Source organism: Mesorhizobium sp. M0633, from assembly GCF_040320645.1.
In the GTDB taxonomy this organism is placed as follows: Bacteria; Pseudomonadota; Alphaproteobacteria; order Rhizobiales; family Rhizobiaceae; genus Mesorhizobium.
Genome location: NZ_JAMYQC010000008.1, coordinates 108,694 through 132,207, shown reverse-complemented (window position 1 = coordinate 132,207; position 23,514 = coordinate 108,694). Strand labels below are relative to the sequence as shown.

The following is a 23,514-nucleotide window of genomic DNA, read 5'->3' as shown; positions in this document are numbered from 1 at the left end:
ACGCTACGTCCTCTCGCGTCGGCCAACCACCTCGGCGGTCCACTCCGAAATCCCTACGACTCGGGATAAGGCGCGCCATCCTTGTGCACAAACCGGCCGTCAGCGTTGGTGCTCATCATGTCGATGTCGGAGCAGGTGGCGACGTCGTCGGGCCAGCGCGAACCGACTTCGAGATAGATCGCCATCGCGCCCGATTTATTGATCATGTGATGGCCGTTGCCTGATCCTTTCGGAAAGGCCGCGCAATCACCGGCGCGCAGCACCGTCTCGCCGGCATCTTCGACGAGCGTCAGCTCGCCTTCAAGCACGTAGACGAATTCGTCTTCGTGCGAATGCCAGTGGCGCTGGCTCGACCAGTTGCCCGGCGGCAGGCGCATGAGATTGATGCCGAAGTCGGTGAGCCCGCCTGCGTTGCCTAGCCGCTGCCGCACGCGTTCGGCACAGGGTGCATCGAACGGCGGTGGATAGGATGAGCCCTTGCGTCCGGGCACGTCGGCAACGTCAATCTTAGGCACGGCGTCCTCCCCTAGTGATCCCTAGGGCGTCTTGCCTCGAACTCGGCCTTCTTGGCGTCGGAGGCTTCGACCTGGTTCAGTGCCTGCCACTCGGCATAGGGCATGCCGTAGATGATTTCGCGCGACCGGTCCTTGCTGAGTTCGACACCTTCGGCTTGCGCCGCGTCGCGGTACCAGTTGGACAGGCAGTTGCGGCAGAAGCCGGCGAGGTTCATCAGGTCGATGTTCTGTACGTCGGAACGCTCGCGCAGATGCGCGACCAGCCGGCGGAAGGCAGCGGCTTCGAAATCGCGCTTTTGTTCTTCGCTGAGTTCGGTCATGTCATGTTGGCCTCCCTTGGGCCTCATCATACCGGCCCGGTGCGCGAGCCGAATATTTTCACCGCATGTATATCGGCACGTCGATCTATCGCGTCAACGATCGGCGCCAGCCGTTCGGCCCAGGCGAGGGCACCCTTGCGGTCGGCGATCAGGTCCTGGCGGACCTCGAGCAGCGCATGGGCAAAGCCGTTGACGATGGCATGCCTGAACATGGTATCGCCGCGCAGTGCGCCGTCATAGGGTTCGTTGTCGCCGACGATGAGGCTCTTGTCCTCGGCGAGCATGTCGATCAGCGGCCGCGCAACGCGGTCGTCCAGGTCCCACAATATGCCGGCGTGCCACGGCCGCACGAATCCCTGCATGGTCGGTGTGAAGGAATGCACCGAAAAGATGAAGGGTGCCCGCGCGGATGCTCGCGCCACAGAGGCGATCATGGCGCCGACGGCATCATGATAGGGGCGGTAAAAGCGGTCCAGCCGCCTTTCGCGCTCCTCCGGGGCCATGGGATAATTTCCCGGGATGACGGTGCCGTCATAGAGCTGGCGAATCAGCGTTGGATCGTCTTCGCCGCGATTGGGGTCGATCAGCATTCGCGAAAAATTGGCAAGCACCGCCGGAACGCCGAGCAGACTTGCGAGTTCGCGGGTTACAGTCTCGACGCCGACGTCGTAGGCGATGTGGCGGTCGAACTCCGCCGCCGGCAGGCCGAGACTGCCATACTCCTCCGGCAGGTCGCGGCGGGCGTGATCGGCCAGAAGCACCATGCCGCGCTTGCGATCGCCTTCGACGATATCGAAAGGCGCGAAAACTGTGGATCGGGTCATTGGCGGGAAAGGTCTGTTCGCTGGCTTTCGGGGAGGGTGGTATCGTCATTCCATGAAGAGACCGCTTGCGCAATGCCGTTGTTTGGCCACGGTTTCTGCCAAAAAACTGAGCAGGGGCGACCGCAAGCGCGCCAGAGCCTTCTAAATCGATTGGAATTGGACAGATCGGCGCGTTGACATGCGTACGGACTTTTCCGAAAAGGGGCGTTGAGAGATGCAAATGTGGTTCTTGAGGGGTTTCAGGATGGGTTTCGCCGGCAGGCTGCGTGTGCGCCACGCCTTGGCCATGCCGCTCCTGGTACCGGCCATGGCTCTTTTCGCGGTGATTTCGGCCTCGCCGGCACGGGCCGATTTCCGGGTCTGCAACGCCACGCAGAACCTGGTCGGTGTCGGCATCGGCTATCGCGCCAAAGCCGGCTGGATCACCGAAGGCTGGTGGCACATCGAAGGATCGAGCTGCAAGACGCTGATCGAGGGACCGTTGTCATCAAGGTTTTACTATCTTTATGCAGAAGACGCCGAGCGCGGCGGACGCTGGGATGGCCCGATCAACATGTGCGTGGCCGAAAAAGAGTTCAAGATCGCCGGCGTTACCGATTGCGTCGCCCGGGGCTTTCAGCGCGCCGGATTCCAGGAATATGACACGGGCGAGCAGGCAAGCTGGATGGTCCAGCTGACTGACGAGCCCGCAACGGATGGCGCTCCAGCCGCCCCGGGAACAAACAGTCAATGAGACGCAGCCGCAAGGTCAAGATCCTCGCCACCATCGGTCCGGCCTCCTCGTCCGAGGAGATGCTGAAGAAGCTGTTCGAAGCCGGCGCCGACGTGTTCCGCATCAATATGAGCCACACCGACCATGAATTGATGCGTACGCTTGTCGGCCGCATTCGTGCCGTCGAGGAGGCGGTCGGCCGGCCGATCGGCGTTCTCGCCGACCTGCAAGGGCCAAAGCTGCGCGTCGGCAAGTTCGCCAACGGCAAAGAGGTGCTGACCGTCGGTCAGACCTTCACGCTCGACGACAATCCCGAGCCCGGCAATTCGACGAGGGTCTACCTGCCGCATCCCGAAATCCTGCGTTCGGTCGAGGCTGGTCATCGCCTGCTGATCGACGACGGCAAGCTCGAGCTCAAGGCGGTCAGCAGCAACGGCAAGGCGATCGTCTGCACCGTCGTCGCCGGCACCACCATTTCCGACAAGAAGGGCGTCAGCCTGCCCGACACCGACCTGCCGGTCGGCGCGCTGACGGAAAAGGACCGCCGGGATCTCGACGCGGTTCTGGCGACCGGCGTCGACTGGGTGGCGCTGTCCTTCGTGCAGCGGCCCGAGGACCTGGCCGAAGCGCGCAAGATCGCACGCGGCCGGGCGCTGATCATGGCCAAGATCGAAAAGCCGCAGGCCGTCGCCCGGCTGGCCGAGATCATCGAGCTTTCGGATGCGCTGATGGTCGCCCGCGGCGATCTCGGCGTCGAGATGCCTCTCGAAGCCGTGCCTGGCATTCAGAAGCAGATCACCCGCGCCGCGCGCCGTGCCGGCAAGCCGGTGGTGGTCGCCACGCAGATGCTGGAATCGATGATCACCGCGCCGGTGCCGACGCGGGCCGAGGTGTCGGACGTGTCGATCGCCGTGTTTGAAGGCGCCGACGCGATCATGCTTTCGGCGGAGTCCGCCGCCGGCGCCTATCCGGTCGAGGCGGTGGCGATGATGAACCGGATCGCCACCAAGGTCGAAACCGACCCGACCTATGCCGGAATTATCAACGCGCAGCGCTCGGAACCGGAAGCGACCGGAGCCGACGCGATCTCGCTCGCCGCCCGCGAAATAGCCGAGACGCTGAAGCTGTCGGCGATCATCACCTATACCGCGTCCGGCACGACCGGCTTGCGCGCCGCGCGCGAGCGGCCGCAAGTGCCGATCGTGGCGCTGTCGCCGATCCTCAACACGGCGCGGCGGCTGTCGCTGTTGTGGGGCACGCATTGCGTCGTTTCCCCCGACGCCATCGACCTCGACGACATGGTCGACCGCGCCTGCCGCATCGCCTTCGATGAAGGTTTCGGCAAGCCGGGCGACCGTGTCATCATCACGGCCGGCGTGCCGCTGAGGACGCCGGGCTCGACCAACATGTTGCGCATCGCCTATGTCGGATCGGAAGTCGGCCGATAATGTCGGCCGCGGCTGCCGGATAGGCCGGCTGCATGGCGCGTCGTAAACACGGCGCCAGCCGGGCGCATCGACGGCAGTCGGGTTAGCATAGACGCCGAACTCCGCCAGCTTGCATCAGCCTGTGACCGGCCGTGAAGCGGTTCGAAGGCCCTATCCGACTTGAGCTGGAAGTCAGTTAAGATAATCTCTCCTGGGAGAAAGAGGAGGGTGATCCAATGTGGATGCGCACTGATCTTCTGGAACTCCTCGGCATTGAGCACCCGATAATCCAGGCGCCGATGAGCGGCATCACCACGCCGGAACTGGCGGCGGCAGTCAGCAATGCCGGGGCGCTCGGCTCGCTCGGATGCGGCATTCTGCCTGCGGCGGCTATCCGCGAGCAGCTCACGGCGACACAGCACGCCACCAATCGTCCGATCAACGTCAACTTCTTTGCGCACCCGGCGCCGATACACGATGATGCGGCAGCCCAAAGTATGCGAGACCGCCTTCGCGGCTGCTATGAGGAGGTCGGCCTCGGACCGGTGCCCGAGCCGGGCGAGCCCTTCCCCACCTTCGATCGTGAGCGTCTCGAAATTGTGCTCAAGCTGCGCCCCAAGGTGGTCAGCTTCCACTTCGGTCTACCCGACACCGCAATTGTGCAGCAGTTGAAGGCGGCCGGCTGTACTGTCTTGTGTTCGGCCACCACCGTCTCGGAAGCGCGCCAGCTTGAGGCAGGAGGGGTGGACGCCATTATCGCCCAGGGATACGAGGCGGGTGGGCATCGCGGCACATTCACTGGCGACCCTGCTATCGGCACAGCCGGCACTATGGCACTCGTACCGCAGATTGTTGATGCCGTGCGGGTGCCTGTAATTGCCGCTGGCGGTATCTTCGACGGTCGCGGCATTGCTGCCAGCTTTGCACTTGGTGCATCTGGTGTGCAGATCGGCACGGCTTTCCTGGCCTGTCCTGAAGCCAATGTGCAGCCAGTCTATCGCGCAGCATTGCGCTCGGCCAACGACGAGAGCACGTCGGTGACTCGCTGCTTCACTGGCCGCCCAGCTCGCGTGGTGCGCAACCGGTTTGTGATGGAAATGGCTGGTGAGGAAGATGCAGCGTTGGCGTTTCCGCTGCAGGCGAGTCTGGTCATGCCGCTTTCGATGGCAAAGGATGAAAGCAAGCGGGCTGACTTCTTGCCCACTTGGGCCGGGCAGGGCGTTGCGAAGCTGCGGGAGATGCCGGCCGCCGCCCTTGTGGAGAAACTTGTCACGGAAGCAAACGGCATAGATCGGGCCTATAGGGAGTAGGGGAGTAGGGCGCATGTGTTCCACAGTGCAATCTGCACCTCTCACATACTACCTTACTCCCCTATTCCCCTACTCCCTTACTGGTCTCAAATGCCTTCGCCGGCAAGCTCTTCGGAAAGTGCGGCGACCTGGTCCTGGGCGCTGCGCATCATCGGGTAAATGCCGAGAACGCGCTGCCATGCCTCGAGCGCTGACTGCTTGTGGCCGGTTTCGGCCATGATCTGAGCTAGGCCCGAAAGCGCGCCGAAATGGCGTGGTTCGAGCTGCAGGGTGCGGTCGATATCCGCCATCGACTTCCCGTAGTTCTTCATCATGAAATGAACAGTGGCGCGCCAGTTCCAGCCTTCCGCATAGGTCGGCTGCAAAGTCACCACCTGATCGAGGAAATCGAGTGCAACATCGAATTTCTGGTTTTCGATCGCCTTCTGCGACCATTGCATCATCAGGTCGATAGAGGCGCTGCCCGACTGGGACCACTCGCTGCCGATGCGTCCGGCGATGCGCTCGGCCGCCTTTTCATTGCGTTCGCGCTTGAGATCGGCAAACAGCTGATCGAGCCGCGCCTGTTTCGTCTTGACGACCGGAGGTGCTGTCGGCGGTGTTGTGGTCGGATCTTCAGCCCACGCCGGCAGCGAGACAGCGCCGGAAACGAGGAAAGCCGTGAAAAATGCAAAAAGAATCCGCATCGCGGGAATCTAGCCCCCGACGCCGGATCGTCAAACTGAATTTAGCGTGAGAGTCGTATCATGCGGACGGAGGCGCGCAGCCTCCGTCGAAAACTCAACCCTGGCGCGCCTTGTAGCGCGGCGCGGTCTTGTTGATGATGTAGATGCGGCCCTTGCGACGAACCAGCTGGTTGTCGCGGTGACGCGCCTTCAACGCCTTGAGCGAATTCTTGATCTTCATGGTCTTGCCCGTCGGTCTGGGCCCGGTCACGGGCCGAATTATTAAGGCGCGCCCACAGACGCGCCTTTGAACTGTGCGTGGCTCATAGACGAGGAGCGTTGCCCGTGTCAACCGCAAGCGCGTTGCCTAAACGATACGGACCGTTTCGTATCATCAAATATCCGCCACTGGCGTCTTGCGGCGTTGCGCAGGCTTGAGACGGCTGGAATGATGCGGTTGCGAATTGGAGATCGTCATCCGCCGAATTCTTGTGTCCGCCTGTCTTGTCGTCCTCGCGGCAGGTTCTGTTGCCTATGCGCAGGAATGCGACCGCAACGACGACAGCCAGCAGATGATGAACATCTGCGCCGACGCGGACTACAAATCCGCCGACGCCAAGCTCAACAAGGCCTACCAGGATCTCATCGGCGGAAGTGACGCAAAAGCCAGGAAGCTGTTGCAGACGGCGCAGCGCGCCTGGATCGCTTTTCGCGACGCGGAATGCAGCTATTCCGCCGCGGACAGCGAAGGCGGCTCGATCTATCCGATGCTGATATCGGAATGCCTGACGCGGCTGACCGACGATCGCACCAAGCAGCTCACCGCCGATTCGACCTGCGCGGAAGGCGATGTGAGCTGCGCCAGCCCCGACGAGGACGAGAGCGGCGAAATCCAGTAAGCGTAGGTTCTAACTTTGTGTTTGAGCATGATCTTTTCCGAAAACCGGATTCCACTTTTCGCTAGCGCGGACCTTCGGTTCGGGATCATGCTCTAGCTGCGGCGGCTCACGCGCGTAAAATGGCCCATCTTGCGGCCGGGCCGCGCCTCGGCCTTGCCATAGAGGTGCAGCATCAGATCGGGCTCGGCGAGCAGCTCAGGAACGCGCCTGACATCGTCGCCGATCAGGTTTTCCACGACGCAGTCGAACTGCCGGGCGGGATTTCCCAGCGGCAGGCCCGCGACGGCGCGGATGTGCTGCTCGAATTGCGAGATGGTGCAGGCGGCCTCCGTCCAGTGGCCGGAATTGTGGACGCGCGGCGCTATCTCGTTGGCCAACAGCGAACCGTCGGCAAGGACAAAGAATTCGACGCCGATGACGCCGACATAGTCGAGCGCTGCAAGGATCTCTGCCGCCGCCGTTTGAGCCGCAGCCGCCGTCTCGGATTTTACTCCGGCCGGCAGCGTCGAGCTGTGAAGAATACCGTTGCGATGGACATTCCACGCTGGATCGTAGGCGGCGAGCGAGCCGTCGCTGCCGCGCGCGGCGATCACCGAAATCTCGCGCTCGAAGGTGACGAAGGATTCCAGGATCAACGGCACGTTGCCCATCGCCTCGCAAGTGCCGGCAAAGCCGCCTGTTTCCATGTTGCGGAAGACACGCTGGCCCTTGCCGTCATAGCCCATGCGGCGCGTCTTCAATATGCCGCTGCCGTTGAACTGTTTCAGCGCAGCCGTCAGTTCCTCGTCATTGTCGACGGGGCTGAAATCCGCGGTCGGTATGCCGATGCCGTTGAGGAATTTCTTTTCCGCCAGCCGGTCCTGCGCCACTTCCAGTGCGCGTGCCGGCGGATAGACCGGCACCGTAGAGGCAAGTGCCGCGGCGGCCGCGACCGGTACGTTCTCGAATTCATAAGTAACGACGGCACTGGCCGCAGCCAGCTCGCTAAGCGCGGCCGCGTCGTCATAGGCGGCGACGATCTGCCGGTTGGCGACCTGTGCCGCCGGGCAATCCGGCTGCGGCTCCAGCACGACGATGCGGTAGCCGAGGCGGGCCGCGGCCATCGCCAGCATGCGGCCAAGCTGGCCGCCGCCGATGATGCCGATGCTCGATCCCGCCGGCAGGCTCACGGCGCGTCCGTGGGCTCGGCGGCCACCTTGGCGGTCTGCGCGGCGCGCCAGCTATCCAGCCGGGCGGCGAGCTTTTCGTCGCTCAGCGCCAGCACCGCGGCGGCCAGAAGGGCAGCGTTGGCAGCGCCGGCCTTGCCGATGGCCAAAGTGCCGACCGGAATGCCGGCCGGCATCTGCACGATTGATAGCAGCGAGTCCTGGCCCGACAGCGTCTTTGATTCCACCGGCACGCCGAACACCGGCAGCGGCGTCATCGCCGCCGTCATGCCGGGCAGATGCGCCGCACCGCCGGCACCGGCGATGATCACCTTGTAGCCGGCCGCCTTGGCGCCCTTGGCGAAGTCATAGAGCCGGTCGGGCGTGCGGTGGGCAGAGACGATCAGGCGCTTGTGCGGAATTCCAAGCGCCTCAAGCGTTTCGGCGGCGTGGCGCATCGTCGCCCAGTCGGACTGGCTGCCCATGATGATGGCGACGTCGGCGCGGTGATCGTCCAAGCTTCTGCTCTCCGGCGGCAAAAGCGCGCATTAGCTGAAATCGAGGGGAGCCGCAAGGATGGCCGGAAACGGCAAAGCCGCTTGTGCCGTCTCCGTGGCTACGCACATGGACAGGGGCGGTCTGTCATCGGGCGGCCGCTGCTCGGAAGCGGTTGACGAAGTCGTCAAGTTCAGGCCGTTCGGTATCGGAAATCGCCCAATAGGAAAAGGCGCTGTCGCTCCAGTGGACCAGCGAGAAGCCACCAGCAGAAAGATCGACCGGTCCGGCTGTCGAGCCGGTTTCCTCGGGCGCGGCGACGAGAGTGATCAGGTGCTCGCGGTGCCTGTAGACCAGTGCCGGCACTGGCTGGTCGGCGATCACCTCGACCCGGCCGCCGAGCAACGCGAAGCCGTCACTGGCAAGGTCAGGTGCCGGCGGCGACAGGCCGACCCTGCCATCCAGCCAAGGTTTGACCGTGTGCCGGTCCGACGAGACGACGTCCACGGGGCTGGCTGCCAGCAGGCTGCGGCGATGGCCGCTGGCGACCGCGGCGGCAAAGCTGTCGGGCGCCCTGCTCAGCATCATCCATTGCGTCGCGCCGCTGGCCAGCACGGCGGTAACGATGATCGACGCCGCCAGCGCGCGCCAGTCGAACGCGCCAAATCGGTGCACCGCTCTGTGTGCCGGCGGCACTCGAGCGGCGGGCGCCGGCGCCGGCAGCACTTTCTCCGTACCGGCTGTCCCGATTGCAGCGATGCGAGCCTTGAAATCCTCACGGACATCGAGCCTCGGCAGCCCGCTGACGACCGTCTGCAGCGCAACGATGCGGGCATGCTCGGCGGCGAGCGCCGGATCGGCCGCGATGCGTCGCTCGACAGCCAATGCTGCTGCTGCGTCGAGCTCGCCATCGACCAAGGCATGGATCATCAGCTCCACGCCCGCCGGGTCATCGGGCAGTCCATCGTTGTGCGCGCTCATGGCGCCCTCCCAAGTTGGGATATCAGCAGACCGCGCGCCCTCGCCAGCCGCGACATCACCGTTCCTAGCGGCACGCCAAGCAGCGTCGCGATCTCGCGATAGCTGAGGCCGTTGATGTCGCGCAGCACCACAGTCTCGCGAAATTGGTGCGGCAGCGCGGCGATCGCCGCCTCGAGTGCGGCCGTGTCGGCCTTGGCGATCAGGCTTGCCTCAGGACTATCCGTATCCGGCAGCCCGGCGCCATATGCAGCCGTCATGTCATCGAGGTCGCTCAGGTCGCCGACGGCGACGATACTGCGCGGCCGGTTGCGCGCCAGCCAGGAGTAAGAGGCGTTGCGCACGATCGCCAGCAGCCAGGCGCGCGCATTGCCGCCGGCATAGCCGGCGATGCCCGCATGCGCCTTCAAACAGGCCTCCTGCACCACATCCTCCGCGTCGGCGGCGTTGCCGGTCAGCCAGCGGGCAAGCGCAAGCGCATCCGCGAGATGGGGCAGAACCACCTCGCGAAAGCGCTCGGTCGCGGCCTCTTGGTTCAACACCGTCGCATCGCCCGGCATCCCGGGCAGAACCTTCCGAAAATCCTCACGGAGCGACGGTGATCCTGCCCTGCATGTGCGGGTGAAGCCCGCAGAAATAGGCATAGTCGCCCACTTTGGTGAAGGTGAAGGCATATGTGTCACCGGTGTCAAGCGCCTTGGAGCGAAACGAGGCATCGTTGGCGACCACCAGATGCGGGATGTCGTCGTCATTCTCGAAGGTCACGGTAGTGCCCTGCTTTACCGTCAGCACCGCCGGTGTGAAGGCAAAGTTCTCGATCTTGACCATTGGCTGGTCTGCTGCGTTCAGTGGCATGGCAACCATTATCAGGATCGCCGCCAAACCGAACGTGACAGGGGATACGACCAAGACGCGGGATGGGAAGCGGATCATCGCATTTCCCCTCAGGCCAGCGTGCTGTCGATGATGGCGAGGTCCTGCCCGCCTTGCTTGACTGTCACGCTGCTTGTGCCGAGCAGGCTGCGCAACTGGCCGGCAGGTACCGTCATCGGCCCGGGTGAGGCTGCGGTGCCCGGCGCCGGTTGCGGGAAAGCGGTCGAGCGCGCGGTATGAAAGGTAACGTTGCCTTCGACCTTCTGCATGATCTGGTGGATATGGCCGTTGAGTACGGTGACAGAGCCGAACCGCTTGAGCAGGGCCAAGGCCTGCGCCGCGTCGTCGGTGCCCCAGCCCCATTCGGGATAAACAGCCCATAGCGGGATGTGGGCAAAGACGACGATTGGCGTCGAGGCGGTGACCGCCTTCAGATCATCGGCCAACCATGCCAACTGGTCGGCGCCGAGATTGCCCAGCCCGCCAGCCTTCAGGTTGACGACGTTGACCAGGCCGATGAAATGGACGCCGTTCTGGTCGAACGAATACCAGCCAGCGCCCTTGGTGCCCTTGCCGTAGCGGTCGAGATAGGCCTGGCCATTGCCGTCATCGATCAGGTCGTGCTCACCGGGCACATAATGCACGTCGAAGCCTGCGCCGCCGATGATCTGGGCAGCGTTGTCGAACTGCGCGGCTTTCGACAAATGGGTGATGTCGCCGGTGTGGATCATGAAAGCGGGCTTTTGCGGCAACGCCTGGATCTTGCCGATGGCCTCCTTCAGCGTGTCGATGGCGTGCGGGTTGGCAGCCTTGTCGAAGCCGATGTGGCTGTCGGAGATCTGGAGGAAAGTGAAGCCGGTGGCCAAGGCCTCGGCGGCTTGCGACGCACCGAGCAGGCTGAGCGAAACCGGCACGCCGGCCGAAATTGTCCACAGCACTCCCGTGCCGGCCCAGATCATGCATTCCAGTGCATGACGGCGGCTGATGCCGTCAGCTTTATTGTCGTGGTGGTGGGTCATACCGGTCTCCTGCACGCCGGAAATGGCGTCTGTTTGGGAGACCAATGGGCGGGGTGGTTTATTCCGCCCGAAGACTAAAAGTTCATTCACACTGCCGTGATGGCGCACTGGCCCGATGCGAAGCCGGCGCTGGAAGGCACTGGCTCGACCACGCTCTGGCGATGTCTAGTCCGGCCAGCGCAGCGCTCCGGCGGACTGCTTGCGAGCCGGTTTCATCGCATCCGCGGGCCGATCGGCAGCACTCAACACCGCCCGCAGGCGTTCGGCAACGATCTCCGCCTCGCCGGGATGGAGATTGCACGGATCAAGGAAGAAGTGACCGCGCTCGACCTCGTGGTTGCGCACGATCACGGGCGGCGAACCCGCCGCAAGCGCCGAGGCGAGGCCGGCGGCGGTGAAGCGGCTTTTGGGCGTAACAAACACCTGCAGGCGGTCGAGCGGATTGCTGGTCGGATCGGGAATGACATGCGCGACGATACCGGGCAGTCCTTGCAATGCGTCTTTCCACAGATGCAGTGCGGCTTCTTCCCGCTGGCGAATGCCGGCATGGTCGCGCCGCTCCCAGGCTTCCAGGGCCGCCATAGTGCCGGCAATGCTCTCCTTGCCGACCTTCATGGCGCGCGCAACGCCCCGGTTCTGGAGATAGGCGGCCCGTACCAGATCCTTGCGGCCGGCAACGATGCCGCTTGTCGGCCCTGAGAGAAATTTGTGCCCGCTGTAGACAACAATGTCGGCGCCGCGCGCCAGAAAGCCACGCAAATCGTATTCCGAGGCGGCGTCGACGATCACCGGTACGCCCTTGGCGTGGCAAATCTCGCAGAACTCCTCAAGCGAGAGCATGCCGTATTGCACGGTGTGGTGCGCAACGACGTAGAGGGCTGCCGCCGTCCGGTCCCGGATCGCCTCGGCAACATGATAATCCTGGGTGACGCTGACCGTGCCGGCAGGCACTGCCTTGGCTCCGGCAAGCCGGATCGACTGGTCGATCGGCGCGCCATAATTGACGATGTGACCAAGCTGAACGATGACCTCCGATTTGAGGCCCTCGGTGTCGTCCGGCAGCCGCTCGATCGCAAGAAGGCTGGTCCCGGTCATCGCGCCGGCAATCGCCATTGTTATGCCGCTGGCGCAGCATGCAGTGATGAAGCCGGCCTCGCCGCCGGTGAGGCGTGCAATCACAGTACTTGCGGCGCGCTGCAGATCGTCCATCTCGACCCATTGCGAGGCGATTTCCGACATTGCGGCAATCGCTTCTGGCACGATGATCGAAGCGCCGAGCGCCGTCATCGTACCGGAAACATTGATGATCGGGCGAAGGCCAAGCCGGTCGCGGATTGTCGTGTTGGAACGGTCAACGGCATAGGTCGTCATCTCTGTAGATCCTGTTTAAGATTTCAGGCGGCGATCTCGACGACCGCCTCGATTTCAACTGTGATGTTGCCCGGCAGCGAGCCGACACCGATCGCGGAACGGGCATGTCCGCCAAGCGTATCAAAGACGGCGGCGAAAAGATCGGAACAGCCGTTCACCACCTTGGGGTGCTCGCCGAATGTCGGCGTCGCATTGACAAAGCCAAGCAGCTTGACGACGCGCACGATGCGGCCGAGGTCGCCGGCCGCCGCATGCATGACGGCGAGCAGGTTCAGGCCGGTCAGACGCGCATGCCCGTAGGCCTCTTCAACGCTGACATCCTCTCCGACCTTGCCGGTGCAGAGCGCGCCATCGGCGCGCAACGGCCCCTGGCCGGAGAGGAAGATCAGCCGTCCGCTCTCGGCATAGGTGACGAAGTTGGCGATGGGCTTCGGCGGCTCGGGCAGTGTCAGGCCCAATTCCGCGAGCCGGATGTAAGGCGTCATAAAAGCTCCTTGCGACAGCTTTCGCCGTCCGATGTCAAAAATGCGAGGCGCGAAACCGCGCCAGGAAACTGCGAAGGCGTTCATTGTCGAACCCCGCCGCCAGAATCTCGGCGGGTGGTCCGACGGCACTGACGCCGCCATCCGCCATGAAAACGATGCGGCTCGATGCGTCGCGCGCAAAAGCCATTTCATGCGTGACCATCAGCATCGTCATGCCGTCTTCGGCGAGGCTGCGCACGACCTCGAGCACCTCGCCAACCAGTTCGGGGTCGAGCGCCGAGGTTATCTCGTCGAGAAGCAATATCTTCGGCTCCATCGCCACGGCGCGGGCGATGCCGACGCGCTGCTGCTGGCCGCCGGAAAGCTCGGCCGGCAGACTGTCGGCTTTGTGGGCGAGGCCTACGCGGCCGAGCCAGTGCTCGGCAATGGTGCGGGCCTCGGCATTGCTCTTGCCGCGCACCTTGCGCAGGCCAAGCATGATGTTGCCGGCCGCAGTCAAATGCGGAAACAGATTGAAGCTCTGGAACACCATTCCGGTCTCGGCTCGCATCGCCGCCAGGTCGCGCTCGCTGCGTCGCTGGCGTGTTCCCGTCCCGCGATAGCCGACTTCTTTGCCGTCGATACGGATCGAGCCGCTGTCGTAGCTCTCCAGGAAGTTGACGCAGCGCAGTAGCGTGGTCTTGCCGCTGCCGGAGGGGCCGATGATAGTCACGACCTCGCCGCGTGTCACTTGCAGGCTGACGGAGCGCAGGACCTCGACGGATCCAAAGGCTTTGGAAACCTCGGTGACATCGAGAAGTGCCGGATTCTGGTGCGAGGCGTTGGACATCGTGCTATTCCCGGATGAAGGAGAAACGCCGCTCCAGGCGCCGGCTGGCCAAGGAGAGGGCGTAGTTGACGGCGAAGTAGACGAGCGCACCGAGAATGTAGAGTGGCATCGCCTCATAGGTGCGGCCGATGACCTGGTTGATTGCCTGCATGAGGTCGGTGATGCCGAGCAGCGAGACCAGCGCGCTGCCCTTCACCGCGTCGGTGACGCCATTGATCCAGGGTGGCAGGAAGCGCCTGAACGCCTGCGGAAAAATGACGTAGGCCAGCCGCTGGCGAAAGGTCAGTCCGATCGCCATCGCCGCCTCGGACTGACCCTTGGGAATCGAGCCGACGGCGCCCCTGAGATACTCGACGACTTGCGCGGTCTTGAAGAGGGTGAGGGCGAACACGGCCGCCCAAAAGGATTCCAGATGCAGCCCCACCGCGGGCAGGCCGTAATAGACGAAGAAGATCAGCACCAGGATCGGAATGCCGCGTATGGTGTCGCTGAAGATGCGCACTGCCCAGCGCAGCGGAAAAGGACCATAGACAAGGCCGACGCCCATCAGCACGCCGGCGATGAGCGATAACACCACGACCAGCAGCGACACCCACAAGGTTACGGCAAATCCTTCGGCGAGGAACGGCAAGGCGTAGATGATCTGGCTCAGCATGTCAGCGCGCCGCCTTGAACCGGCGCTCGACGAGCCGCAGCGCGAAAAGCAGCGTGTAGCCGGTCAACAGGTACATTGCCGTCACCACCAGATAGACTTCGACAATGCGGAACGTGTTGAAGTTGATCCACTGGGCGCCATAGGTGAGTTCGGGTACCGAGATGACGGACGCCACGGACGTATCCTTGAAGAGCGATATGAATGTGTTGGAAAGCGCCGGCAGGGTTATGCGCAGCATCGTCGGCAGGCGCACATCGAGCAGCCTTTGCCATGGCGTCAGGCCGATTGCCTTGCCGGCGTCGAGCTGACCGCGCGGCACCGCCTCGAGCCCCGAGCGAAACACCTCGACCAGGTAGGCGCCGCTGTAGAGCGACAGCGTGGCAATGAATGAGGTTTGCGCGCTGTAGGCAATGTCGACCACCGTCGGCAAGCCGTAGAAGACCAGATAGACGAGCAGGATCAGCGGCACGTTGCGGATGAACTCGACATACCCCGCGATGATGGTCCGCACCGCACGTCCGGCCGACACGTACCAGACCGCCAGAACGAGCCCGATGACGATGCCGATCGCGATCGAGATGACGGCCAGTTCGAGGCTTAGCAGCAGTCCGCCCCAGAGCTTGTCGAAATGCCGCCAGATAAGGTTGAAGTTGAGAGTATAACCCATGCGTCCTCGTCATGGAGGGCTGTGATGAGAGAAGGCGGAAGGACGTTGTCCTTCCGCCTGCTTGCATCAAATGACCGGGAAACCGGGATGGCGCGCCGGCGGCTCCTGTCCGAAATAATCCTTGAACGCAGCGTCGTAGAGTGCCGTTTCATGGCCGAACATGGCGATGGTGAAGGTCTGGTTGACGAAGGTCAGCCAGTCGAGGTCGCCCTGCCGCAGCGCGGCACCATAAAGCATCGAGAACCAGCTCTTGCCGGCATCGAAGTACTTATCCGGATTGCGCGAGGCGAGCCAGCGCACCGTTGACAGATCGACCGCGGCGGCGTCGACGCGCTTCGATTCCAAGGCCTGCAGCACGTTGGCCTGCGTGTCTATCTGCATCACCTGCGACTCCGGCAGGACGATATGCACGTTAGCCTCGGCATCGACATTTTGCAGGATGGAAATCCGCGTCGCCGAACCGCCGGCAAGCAGCTTGTCGAAGGTCTTGTTTTCGGCGTTCGGAAGGGTCAGCAAGGCGATGCCTTCGACGTAGTAGGGTCGGGAGAAGTGGATCAGCTGCGAGCGCTGGGCGGTCATGGTCATGAACTGGATGGTGATGTCGACCTTGTTGGTGGTCACGTTCGGAATGCGCTGAGCCGGATCCTGCATGACGAATTCCACTTTGGTCGGATCGTCGAAAAGCCCCTTGGCGAGAATGCGACCCATGGTGATGTCCATGCCCACCAGTTCGCCGGCGTCGTTCTCGAAATGCCAGGGCGCATTGGTGCTGCCGGTCCCCACGATCACCTTGCCGCGCTCGAGGACGGTGCGCAGCAGGCTGTCGGGCGCTGCCTGGGCCGCCGCTTTCTGAACGTCGACCGCGGTAGCGGCGCTCATCACTCCGGCCGTTGCAAGCCCGGCCATTCCCAGTTTCAGAAATTCACGCCTTTTGGATGTGTCGTTCACGGCGACCTCCTTTCGTGTTGAGTTCCCCTTTGGACCAGCAGTACAGGCATCGGTTGCAACTGACGTCGTTGTCCCTTACAAGAGACGCCTGTACTCTGTACAAGACAGATTAACATCAGGGATCGATAATGCAAGATGGCAATGCCTTGGCCGCTCGACCGGACGCCGGTCTGGACGAAGACAAGAACTCGGGTTCTCGGGAGAAGGGCCTCAACCGGGTCCTCCAGATTCTGGAGTTTCTCCACACGACCCAGCGTGCGATCGGCATTGGCGACCTTGCCAGAGGGGTGAATGCACCGCGGTCGACGACCTATACGCTGGTGCGCTCGCTGGTCGACGCAGGCCTGCTGGAAATGGCCGGGGACGGCAATCGGGTCTATTTCGGAAAGAAGCTCTACCTCTACGGAATGGACTATGTGCGGGGCAACGACCTGCTCAGGCGAGGGCGCCAGGAAGTCGACCATCTGTCACGCGAGACCGGCGAGACCTCGGAGTTGTGCATGCTGCAAAGCGGCCGCTACACCATCGTCCATTCAAGCCCGGGAACGAGGCCATTCCGGATCAGCTCGGCGACCGGTCTGCAAATACCGCTCCCCTGGACAGCTTCCGGGCGACTGCTCCTCGCCGGCTTCGACAGGGCAGCGATTGAGGATATGGTCTCCGAGGACGATCTCGTGCTGCCGGACGGCCGCAGATTGCAGCTCGACGATTTCATAGACGACATCGCCGTCGCCAAGTCGGCCGGCTACTGCGTCACCTCCGGCCTTGTCGATGCCTACACGAAATGTCTGGCCGCACCGGTCTTTTCAGCGCCGGGCAGGGTCGAGGCGACGATGTGCCTGGTGGTTCCCATCGATACCTCGACCGAAAAGACCGATGACCTGATAGAGCTGTTGCTCGAGCGCGCCGCGCGGCTTTCGATCGCGGCATAGGCCGCCTTTCCAGCAGGCCAGCGCCGGCGTCCGTTCAAGCGATAATGTCTGGAATGATCTTGTCTTCCAGCGCCATCAGCCTGTCCTTAAGGAAGAGCTTCTTTTTCTTCATGCGCTGGATCTGCAGCGGGTCGCAATTCATGGCAATCATCGCATTGATTGCCGCGTCGAAATCGGCGTGTTCCTGCTTCAGCCGGGAATATTCGAGGCGGATATCTGCCTGTTCCTGATCGGACATTTTTACCGTCTGCACGTCTGCGGCGCCCAAACTATGGGCCTGATTGGGCGGGACCGGGTCTTCTTGCACCGGCGCGCAGCCCATATCACATTTCATATTGGCGTGGAATGCTACCACGCAGCATTCGACATCGGTGCGCGATGGTGGCACACTGTCATTATGCCGTCACAGAAGCGAGCCTGCGGTGGACGTGCCATGACGGCTGCAATCCGAGGAAATCATGAAAGGGAGAACCAATCATGTCTCTTGCATCCCATCTTGATGAGCTGCAGCGGAAACACGGCGACATCGAACGGGAAATCGACGATGCGATGACCCATCCGTCGGTAGACGACCTCGAAATCGTGAATCTCAAGCGGCGCAAGCTGGCGCTCAAGGACGAGATTGAAAAACTGAAGGCGAAACCGACGACCCACTGAAGCCCTTCCAGGACTAGAAGCGCCGCCCGGCGCGCGATCTTTCCGGTGGCATCGCTATGCTGCCGGAAACGCTCGCGGATTTGCGGCAAGCTGCCGTCTTGTTGTTTCCGATTTGCTGGGCCTGCGCGCCAGTCGCCATTGACAAGCCATCTTTGCTCCTCCACCTCATGCCCGGACCTTCAAGATTAAAGGCAGCCGGCATGACCGGATATTTTTCCTCACCCTTCCCGCGCCGCAGGTCGGTCGGTGTCGACGTCGGCGGCGTGATGGTCGGCGGCGGCGCCCCAGTCGTCGTCCAGTCGATGACCAACACCGACACGGCCGATGTCGACCAGACGGTCGCGCAAGTGGCGGCCCTGCATCGCGCCGGCTCCGAGATCGTGCGCATAACGGTCGATCGCGACGAAAGCGCTGCCGCCGTACCGGCCATCCGCGAGCGACTGGAGCGGCTCGGCATCGACGTGCCGCTGGTCGGCGATTTCCATTATATCGGCCACAAGCTCCTGGCCGATCATCCGGCCTGCGCCGCGGCCTTGGCCAAGTACCGCATCAACCCCGGCAATGTCGGTTTCAAGGACAAGAAGGACCGGCAGTTCGCGGCAATCGTCGAGATGGCGATCCGATACGACAAGCCGGTGCGCATCGGCGTCAACTGGGGTTCGCTCGACCAGGAGCTGCTGACCCGGCTGATGGATGACAACCAGGCCCAAGGCTTTCCGCTGACCGCGCAGGAAGTGACGCGCGAGGCAATCGTGCAATCGGCGATCCTGTCGGCCGAAATGGCCGAAGAGATCGGCCTTGCGCGCGAGAAAATCATCCTGTCGGCCAAGGTCAGCGGCGTGCAGGATCTGATCGCCGTCTACACCGAGCTTGCCACCCGATCCGACCATGCGCTGCACCTCGGCCTGACGGAGGCCGGCATGGGCTCGAAAGGCATCGTCGCCTCGTCCGCTGCCATGGGCATCCTGCTCCAGCAAGGCATCGGCGACACCATCCGCATCTCGCTGACGCCGGAGCCGAACGGCGACCGCACGCGCGAGGTGCAGGTGTCGCAGGAGCTGTTGCAGACCATGGGCTTCAGGCAGTTCGTGCCGATCGTCGCCGCCTGCCCTGGTTGCGGCCGCACGACCTCGACCGTGTTCCAGGAGCTTGCCCAGAACATCCAGGCCGACCTGCGCAAGAACATGCCGGTGTGGCGTGAACAATATCCCGGCGTCGAGAACCTCAAGGTCGCGGTGATGGGTTGCATCGTCAACGGTCCGGGCGAATCCAAACATGCCGATATCGGCATTTCGCTGCCCGGCACCGGCGAGATGCCGACCGCCCCGGTATTCGTCGACGGCAAGAAGGCGGCGACGCTGCGCGGCCCATCGATTGCCGCGGATTTCGAGAAGATGGTCGCCGACTATATCGAACGGCGGTTCGGGCAGCACGACAAAGCCGCGGCGGAGTAGTTGAATGCGGCGTTTGCTCGGCGCGGCGCTGGTTCTCATTTGCGGGCTGATCTGGGCGACAGCCGTTCAGGCCGATCCACCACGGCCCGCCAAAAAGAAGCTGATCGACCAGGTTTGCAACCTGATCGAGGCCCATGCCGACCGGAACGGGCTGCCCAGGGATTTCTTTGCCCGGCTGATCTGGAAGGAAAGCCGTTTCGATCCCAATGCGGTCAGCCCGGTCGGCGCCGAAGGCATTGCCCAGTTCATGCCGGGCACCGCCAGGATGCGCGGGCTCGCCAATTCCTTCGACATCGAACAGGCGATCCCGGCCTCGGCAAAGTACCTCGCCGAAATGAAATCCGGTTTCGGCAATCTGGGCCTCGCCGCAGCCGCCTACAACGCTGGCGAGACCCGGGTGTCGCGCTGGCTGAATTCCGGCGGCTTCTTGCCGATGGAGACCGAAAGCTACGTTCTGGACGTCATGGGCGAGCCGGCCGACAACTTCACCAATACCGCCTACGCCGGCGTCATCCGGCCGCTCGACAAGAAGGCGAGTTTCGCTGCCGCTTGCCGCGAGCTGCCGGTGATCATGTCCAGAACCGTGCCGATGTCGTCGATCAACATCAAGCCGTGGGGGGTGCAGGTGGCCGGCAATTTCCGCCGCGCCGCGGCGCTCAACCAGTGGCTGAGAGTGAAAAGCCGGTTCCCGGCACTGCTTGCCGGCCACGATCCGGTGGTCAGCCGGGTACGTACCCCGATCGGTAGGCGCGGCATCTATGCCGTGCGGATCGGCGCCGATAGCAGAGCCAAGGCCGACACGATCTGCGACAAGCTGCAAAGCGTGGGCGGCGCATGCATCGTGGTGCGCAATCGGTAAGCCATATGTCGGTGCGTTTCGCGCCATTGCTGCCATCTTGCTCCCCGTGGGCACTTCGTCCTCGACACGTGAATCATATTTTCGGTGAACCGTTAGGCAGGTCTTGCATCGTCGTCGATGCGGGGTAAGGTCCCCGCGATTTTTCGTGAAAGGGATCAGCATGGCCGGCTTCAAGACACTGGACGACATCGGCAATATCAGCGGCAAGCGTGTGCTGGTGCGTGTCGACCTCAACGTTCCCGTCACCGAGGGCAAGGTCACCGACGCCACCCGTATCGAGCGCATTGCGCCGACCATCGCCGAGCTCTCCGGCAAGGGCGCCAAGGTCATCATGCTTGCCCATTTCGGCCGGCCCAAGGATGGACCGGCGCCGGAATTCTCACTCGAGCCGATCGCTAAGGCGACGGCGGACGTGCTCGGGCGCCCGGTTGGCTTTGCCGCCGACTGCATCGGCGACAAGGCGGCGAGCGCCGTCGCCGCCATGGACAGCGGCGACGTACTGCTGCTCGAGAACACCCGCTTCTACAAAGCTGAGGAGAAGAACGACCCGATCTTCACCGAAAAGCTCGCCGCCAACGGCGACATCTTCGTCAACGACGCCTTCTCGGCTGCGCACCGCGCCCATTCATCGACCGAAGGGCTGGCGCATTTGCTTCCCGCCTTCGCCGGCCGCACCATGCAGGCTGAGCTCGACGCGCTGGAAAAGGGTCTCGGCAATCCGGTTCGCCCCGTTGTCGCCATCGTCGGCGGCGCCAAGGTCTCGACCAAGATCGACCTCTTGATGAACCTGGTGAAGAAGGTCGACGCGCTGGTCATCGGCGGCGGCATGGCCAACACGTTTCTCGCCGCGCGCGGCACCGATGTCGGGAAATCCTTGTGCGAGCATGACCTCGCCAACACCGCCAAGCAGATCATGATCGAGGCAGCCGAGGCCGGCTGCGCCATCATCCTGCCCGCCGACGGCGTCGTCGCCAGGGAATTCAAGGCGGGCGCCGCCAGCGAGACCGTCGCCATAGCAGACGTGCCGGCAGACGGCATGATCCTCGATGTCGGCGCGAAAACCGAGAAAACCATTGCCGAATGGATCGACCGTGCCGCGACGCTGGTCTGGAACGGACCGCTCGGCGCCTTCGAGATCGAGCCGTTCGACCATGCGACGGTTGCGACGGCCCGGCACGCGGGGGCGCGCACCAAGGCCGGCAAACTGATTTCCGTCGCCGGCGGCGGCGACACGGTAGCGGCACTCAACCATGCCGGCGTCGCCGACGATTTCACCTATGTCTCGACGGCCGGCGGCGCTTTCCTGGAATGGATGGAAGGCAAACCCTTGCCCGGCGTCGACGTCTTGAAGCGCTGAGCGCGGCCGCAACAGCAGCGCGAAGGAGTGCGCCCGCGACTTTCAATCGATTCGCGCTTGTTTGACGAAATGGTTCGACTTGAACCTGCGTTGCTCTGGTGGTCTGCTGGGCGCGGATCAATTCTTTCAGGAGAAGCACGATGAGCGAACGTCTCGAGGACATTGCCGCCGCGATGGTGGCCAATGGCAAGGGCCTGCTGGCTGCCGACGAGAGCTCCGGCACCATCAAGAAGCGCTTCGACGTCATCGGTGTCGAGTCGACCGCCGACAGCCGGCGCGACTATCGCGAGATGATGTTCCGCGCCAGCGAGGCGATGACCAAGTACATTTCCGGCGTCATCCTCTACGACGAGACCATTCACCAGAAGGCCGCCGACGGCACACCGCTGGTCGACATCATCAAGGCATCAGGCGCCATCCCCGGCATCAAGGTCGACGCCGGCGCCAAGCCGCTGGCCGGCTTTCCCGGCGACACCATCACCGAGGGCCTGGACGGCCTGCGCGAACGCCTTGCCGACTATTACAAGCTCGGCGCCCGCTTTGCCAAATGGCGCGCGGTGATCGACATCGATGTTGCCAAGGGCGTGCCTTCCGCTACCTCGATCGGCTCGAACGCCCATGCGCTCGCCCGTTACGCCGCGCTTTGCCAGGAGGCCGGCATCGTGCCGATCGTCGAGCCGGAGGTGCTGATGGACGGCGCCCACGACATCGACACCTGCTACGAGATCAGCAAGGCGACACTGACAAAGTTGTACACCGAGCTCTATGCGGCCCGCGTCGTTCTCGAAGGCACCATCCTGAAACCGAACATGGTCCTCGCCGGCAAGAAATCAGGCAAGGTCAGCAGCCCCGAAGAAGTCGCCGAAAAGACCATAAAACTGTTCCGCGAGACGATGCCGGCCGCGATCGGAGGCATTGCCTTCCTGTCAGGCGGACAATCGGACGAGCAAGCGACCGCCAATCTCAACGCCATCAACGCCATCGGCCCGCATCCGTGGAAGCTGACCTTCTCCTACGGCCGCGCCTTGCAGGCCGCTCCGCAGAAGGCCTGGAGCGGCAAGCCGGCAAACGTCGCCGCCGCGCAGGCCGCCTTCGCCCATCGCGCCCACATGAACCATCTGGCAGCGCTTGGACAATGGCAGCCGACGCTGGAGCAAGCCGCCTGACGGAATTCAGGTTGCGTTCCCTCCGACCCGGGCCATGTGCCCGGGTTTGTTTGAAAGCAGCAAGGTCTGCAATTTCCTGCTACTGAAAATGCAGCTCGGTGTCGGTATTCCTCGCTGCCGAACGTCCTCCGTGAAAAGAGGAGCAGACCGATGCCAAACAACAAGACCGTTTCGCAGGAAGAGTGGTTTCAGGCGCACAAGGCGCATCTGGCGCGCGAAAAGGAATTGACGCGCTTTCGCGACCGCGTCGCCGCCGAACGCCGCGAACTGCCGTGGCTGAAGATCCGCAAGGACTATGTCTTCGAGACCGAGCAAGGGCCAAAGAAACTGCCCGACCTGTTCGGCGGCAACAGCCAGCTGATCGTCTACCATTTCATGTTCGGGCCGGGCGCCGATTATCGTTGCGAGGGCTGCTCGTTCCTTGCCGACCACATTGACGGTGCCAACCAGCATCTCAGGCACCACGACGTCTCGCTCGTGGTGGTGGCGCGGGCGCCGCTGGCCGAGCTTCTGCCCTACAAGCAGCGCATGGGCTGGAAATTCGACTGGGTGTCGTCGTACGCTTCGGACTTCAACTTCGACATGCAGGTGTCATTCACCGACAAGCAGATCGCGGCCGGCGACACGACCTACAATTTCGAGCGGCGCGCGCGGCAATCGAAGGATCTTCCCGGCACCAGCGTGTTCTATCGCGACGAGAAAGGCGACATCTTCCTGACTTTTATCTCGCGCTCCAGAGGCGGCGATCCGCTGATCGGCGCCTATCACTATCTCGACCTGACGCCGAAGGGTCGCAACGAAACCGGTCCCCACCATAGCCTGGTGGACTGGGTGCGGCTGCACGACGAATATGCGGATACGCCCGAAATGCAGGACAGCTGCTGCCATTGACGACAGGCGGTCACCCAAGGTCTTTCGTCTTCGGCCCGACATGCGCTAAGTGCTGTTCGCT

Annotated in this window: 29 protein-coding genes; 11 read left to right on the top strand and 18 right to left on the bottom strand. The window is 63.1% G+C overall.

Features of this window, described 5'->3' with window-relative positions; all coding sequences use genetic code 11:
* Positions 1-53 precede the first annotated feature (53 nt).
* From NKI47_RS11085 to NKI47_RS11075, 3 genes are read right to left on the bottom strand one after another with little or no spacing between them, the layout of a single operon-like run.
* On the bottom strand, positions 54-515 hold the full coding sequence (locus NKI47_RS11085; protein WP_352589896.1) for a cupin domain-containing protein: 462 nt from the start codon (positions 513-515) through the stop codon (positions 54-56).
* An 11-nt stretch (positions 516-526) separates the two neighbouring features.
* Positions 527-835 (bottom strand): DUF1244 domain-containing protein, encoded by a 309-nt coding sequence (locus tag NKI47_RS11080; RefSeq protein ID WP_352589894.1) that lies wholly within the window; start codon positions 833-835, stop codon positions 527-529.
* A 26-nt stretch (positions 836-861) separates the two neighbouring features.
* Positions 862-1,659, bottom strand: coding sequence for an N-formylglutamate amidohydrolase (locus NKI47_RS11075; RefSeq protein WP_352589891.1), 798 nt, complete (start codon positions 1,657-1,659; stop codon positions 862-864).
* A gap of 286 nt (positions 1,660-1,945) precedes the next feature.
* Here NKI47_RS11075 and NKI47_RS11070 point away from each other — a divergent pair, with 286 nt between their 5' ends.
* The 3 genes from NKI47_RS11070 to NKI47_RS11060 all read left to right on the top strand — a co-directional run bounded on the left by NKI47_RS11070 (position 1,946) and on the right by NKI47_RS11060 (position 5,108).
* Complete coding sequence (locus NKI47_RS11070; protein ID WP_352489443.1) at positions 1,946-2,392, top strand: DUF1036 domain-containing protein; 447 nt, start codon at positions 1,946-1,948, stop codon at positions 2,390-2,392.
* Positions 2,389-3,819 carry a pyruvate kinase gene (gene pyk / locus NKI47_RS11065; RefSeq protein WP_352452495.1) on the top strand — a complete coding sequence of 477 codons (1,431 nt, stop codon included), beginning with the start codon at positions 2,389-2,391 and terminating at the stop codon, positions 3,817-3,819. Before NKI47_RS11070 ends, pyk begins: the two co-directional genes overlap by 4 nt.
* Before the next feature lie 215 nt (positions 3,820-4,034).
* Positions 4,035-5,108 (top strand): NAD(P)H-dependent flavin oxidoreductase, encoded by a 1,074-nt coding sequence (locus NKI47_RS11060; RefSeq protein ID WP_352589888.1) that lies wholly within the window; start codon positions 4,035-4,037, stop codon positions 5,106-5,108.
* 86 nt (positions 5,109-5,194) lie between these two features.
* Here the strand turns inward: NKI47_RS11060 and NKI47_RS11055 are convergent, their stop codons facing one another.
* Together NKI47_RS11055 and ykgO are read right to left on the bottom strand one after the other, a co-directional pair.
* Entirely contained in the window at positions 5,195-5,794 is a 600-nt protein-coding gene (locus tag NKI47_RS11055; RefSeq protein ID WP_352589885.1) for a tetratricopeptide repeat protein, read from the bottom strand.
* Between the two features lie 94 nt (positions 5,795-5,888).
* Positions 5,889-6,014, bottom strand: a complete 126-nt coding sequence (gene ykgO / locus NKI47_RS11050; protein WP_006203764.1) for a type B 50S ribosomal protein L36 — start codon at positions 6,012-6,014, stop codon at positions 5,889-5,891.
* 223 nt (positions 6,015-6,237) lie between these two features.
* Here ykgO and NKI47_RS11045 point away from each other — a divergent pair, with 223 nt between their 5' ends.
* The gene (locus NKI47_RS11045; RefSeq protein WP_352589882.1) at positions 6,238-6,672 is read left to right on the top strand and encodes a lysozyme inhibitor LprI family protein; all 435 of its coding nucleotides are present in this window, start codon (positions 6,238-6,240) and stop codon (positions 6,670-6,672) included.
* A 92-nt stretch (positions 6,673-6,764) separates the two neighbouring features.
* Here the strand turns inward: NKI47_RS11045 and NKI47_RS11040 are convergent, their stop codons facing one another.
* From NKI47_RS11040 to NKI47_RS10985, 12 genes are all read right to left on the bottom strand, one after another.
* Entirely contained in the window at positions 6,765-7,841 is a 1,077-nt protein-coding gene (locus tag NKI47_RS11040; RefSeq protein WP_352589879.1) for a 5-(carboxyamino)imidazole ribonucleotide synthase, read from the bottom strand.
* Positions 7,838-8,335, bottom strand: a complete 498-nt coding sequence (gene purE, locus NKI47_RS11035) for a 5-(carboxyamino)imidazole ribonucleotide mutase (protein ID WP_023678468.1) — start codon at positions 8,333-8,335, stop codon at positions 7,838-7,840. Before purE ends, NKI47_RS11040 begins: the two co-directional genes overlap by 4 nt.
* Before the next feature lie 124 nt (positions 8,336-8,459).
* Positions 8,460-9,293, bottom strand: coding sequence for an anti-sigma factor family protein (locus NKI47_RS11030; protein ID WP_352589876.1), 834 nt, complete (start codon positions 9,291-9,293; stop codon positions 8,460-8,462).
* Positions 9,290-9,850 (bottom strand): sigma-70 family RNA polymerase sigma factor, encoded by a 561-nt coding sequence (locus NKI47_RS11025; protein WP_352817726.1) that lies wholly within the window; start codon positions 9,848-9,850, stop codon positions 9,290-9,292. Before NKI47_RS11025 ends, NKI47_RS11030 begins: the two co-directional genes overlap by 4 nt.
* A gap of 25 nt (positions 9,851-9,875) precedes the next feature.
* Positions 9,876-10,118, bottom strand: a complete 243-nt coding sequence (locus tag NKI47_RS11020) for a cupredoxin domain-containing protein (RefSeq protein WP_502896695.1) — start codon at positions 10,116-10,118, stop codon at positions 9,876-9,878.
* A gap of 116 nt (positions 10,119-10,234) precedes the next feature.
* Positions 10,235-11,182, bottom strand: a complete 948-nt coding sequence (locus NKI47_RS11015) for a metallophosphoesterase family protein (protein WP_352589873.1) — start codon at positions 11,180-11,182, stop codon at positions 10,235-10,237.
* A 165-nt stretch (positions 11,183-11,347) separates the two neighbouring features.
* On the bottom strand, positions 11,348-12,553 hold the full coding sequence (locus NKI47_RS11010) for an aminotransferase class V-fold PLP-dependent enzyme (protein WP_352589870.1): 1,206 nt from the start codon (positions 12,551-12,553) through the stop codon (positions 11,348-11,350).
* 23 nt (positions 12,554-12,576) lie between these two features.
* Complete coding sequence (locus NKI47_RS11005) at positions 12,577-13,038, bottom strand: RidA family protein (RefSeq protein WP_352574784.1); 462 nt, start codon at positions 13,036-13,038, stop codon at positions 12,577-12,579.
* 34 nt (positions 13,039-13,072) lie between these two features.
* Positions 13,073-13,867 carry an amino acid ABC transporter ATP-binding protein gene (locus NKI47_RS11000; protein ID WP_352574786.1) on the bottom strand — a complete coding sequence of 265 codons (795 nt, stop codon included), beginning with the start codon at positions 13,865-13,867 and terminating at the stop codon, positions 13,073-13,075.
* 4 nt (positions 13,868-13,871) lie between these two features.
* On the bottom strand, positions 13,872-14,522 hold the full coding sequence (locus tag NKI47_RS10995; RefSeq protein WP_352589866.1) for an amino acid ABC transporter permease: 651 nt from the start codon (positions 14,520-14,522) through the stop codon (positions 13,872-13,874).
* Between the two features lies 1 nt (position 14,523).
* Positions 14,524-15,189, bottom strand: a complete 666-nt coding sequence (locus NKI47_RS10990; protein WP_023678477.1) for an amino acid ABC transporter permease — start codon at positions 15,187-15,189, stop codon at positions 14,524-14,526.
* A gap of 66 nt (positions 15,190-15,255) precedes the next feature.
* The gene (locus NKI47_RS10985) at positions 15,256-16,137 is read right to left on the bottom strand and encodes a transporter substrate-binding protein (protein ID WP_031212143.1); all 882 of its coding nucleotides are present in this window, start codon (positions 16,135-16,137) and stop codon (positions 15,256-15,258) included.
* Positions 16,138-16,265: 128 nt separating this feature from the next.
* On the opposite strand from NKI47_RS10985, the gene NKI47_RS10980 reads away from it, so the two are divergent.
* Positions 16,266-17,069 (top strand): IclR family transcriptional regulator, encoded by an 804-nt coding sequence (locus tag NKI47_RS10980; RefSeq protein ID WP_352589863.1) that lies wholly within the window; start codon positions 16,266-16,268, stop codon positions 17,067-17,069.
* Positions 17,070-17,103: 34 nt separating this feature from the next.
* Here NKI47_RS10980 and NKI47_RS10975 read toward each other — a convergent pair whose 3' ends face one another.
* Complete coding sequence (locus NKI47_RS10975; RefSeq protein WP_023678480.1) at positions 17,104-17,307, bottom strand: YdcH family protein; 204 nt, start codon at positions 17,305-17,307, stop codon at positions 17,104-17,106.
* 239 nt (positions 17,308-17,546) lie between these two features.
* Between NKI47_RS10975 and NKI47_RS10970 the strand changes: the two genes are divergently transcribed.
* From NKI47_RS10970 to NKI47_RS10945, 6 genes are all read left to right on the top strand, one after another.
* Positions 17,547-17,726 (top strand): YdcH family protein, encoded by a 180-nt coding sequence (locus tag NKI47_RS10970; protein WP_023678481.1) that lies wholly within the window; start codon positions 17,547-17,549, stop codon positions 17,724-17,726.
* 200 nt (positions 17,727-17,926) lie between these two features.
* Positions 17,927-19,180 carry a flavodoxin-dependent (E)-4-hydroxy-3-methylbut-2-enyl-diphosphate synthase gene (ispG, locus tag NKI47_RS10965; RefSeq protein ID WP_352589860.1) on the top strand — a complete coding sequence of 418 codons (1,254 nt, stop codon included), beginning with the start codon at positions 17,927-17,929 and terminating at the stop codon, positions 19,178-19,180.
* Positions 19,181-19,184: 4 nt separating this feature from the next.
* Positions 19,185-20,039 carry a lytic transglycosylase domain-containing protein gene (locus NKI47_RS10960; RefSeq protein ID WP_023678483.1) on the top strand — a complete coding sequence of 285 codons (855 nt, stop codon included), beginning with the start codon at positions 19,185-19,187 and terminating at the stop codon, positions 20,037-20,039.
* 160 nt (positions 20,040-20,199) lie between these two features.
* The gene (locus NKI47_RS10955) at positions 20,200-21,396 is read left to right on the top strand and encodes a phosphoglycerate kinase (RefSeq protein ID WP_352589857.1); all 1,197 of its coding nucleotides are present in this window, start codon (positions 20,200-20,202) and stop codon (positions 21,394-21,396) included.
* A 140-nt stretch (positions 21,397-21,536) separates the two neighbouring features.
* Positions 21,537-22,562: a class I fructose-bisphosphate aldolase gene (locus tag NKI47_RS10950; RefSeq protein WP_352589854.1), complete on the top strand. Its 1,026-nt coding sequence runs from the start codon at positions 21,537-21,539 to the stop codon at positions 22,560-22,562.
* Between the two features lie 150 nt (positions 22,563-22,712).
* A complete protein-coding gene (locus tag NKI47_RS10945) occupies positions 22,713-23,453 on the top strand; it encodes a DUF899 domain-containing protein (RefSeq protein ID WP_023678486.1) in 741 nt (246 codons plus the stop codon).
* The last annotated feature ends 61 nt before the right edge of the window (positions 23,454-23,514 follow it).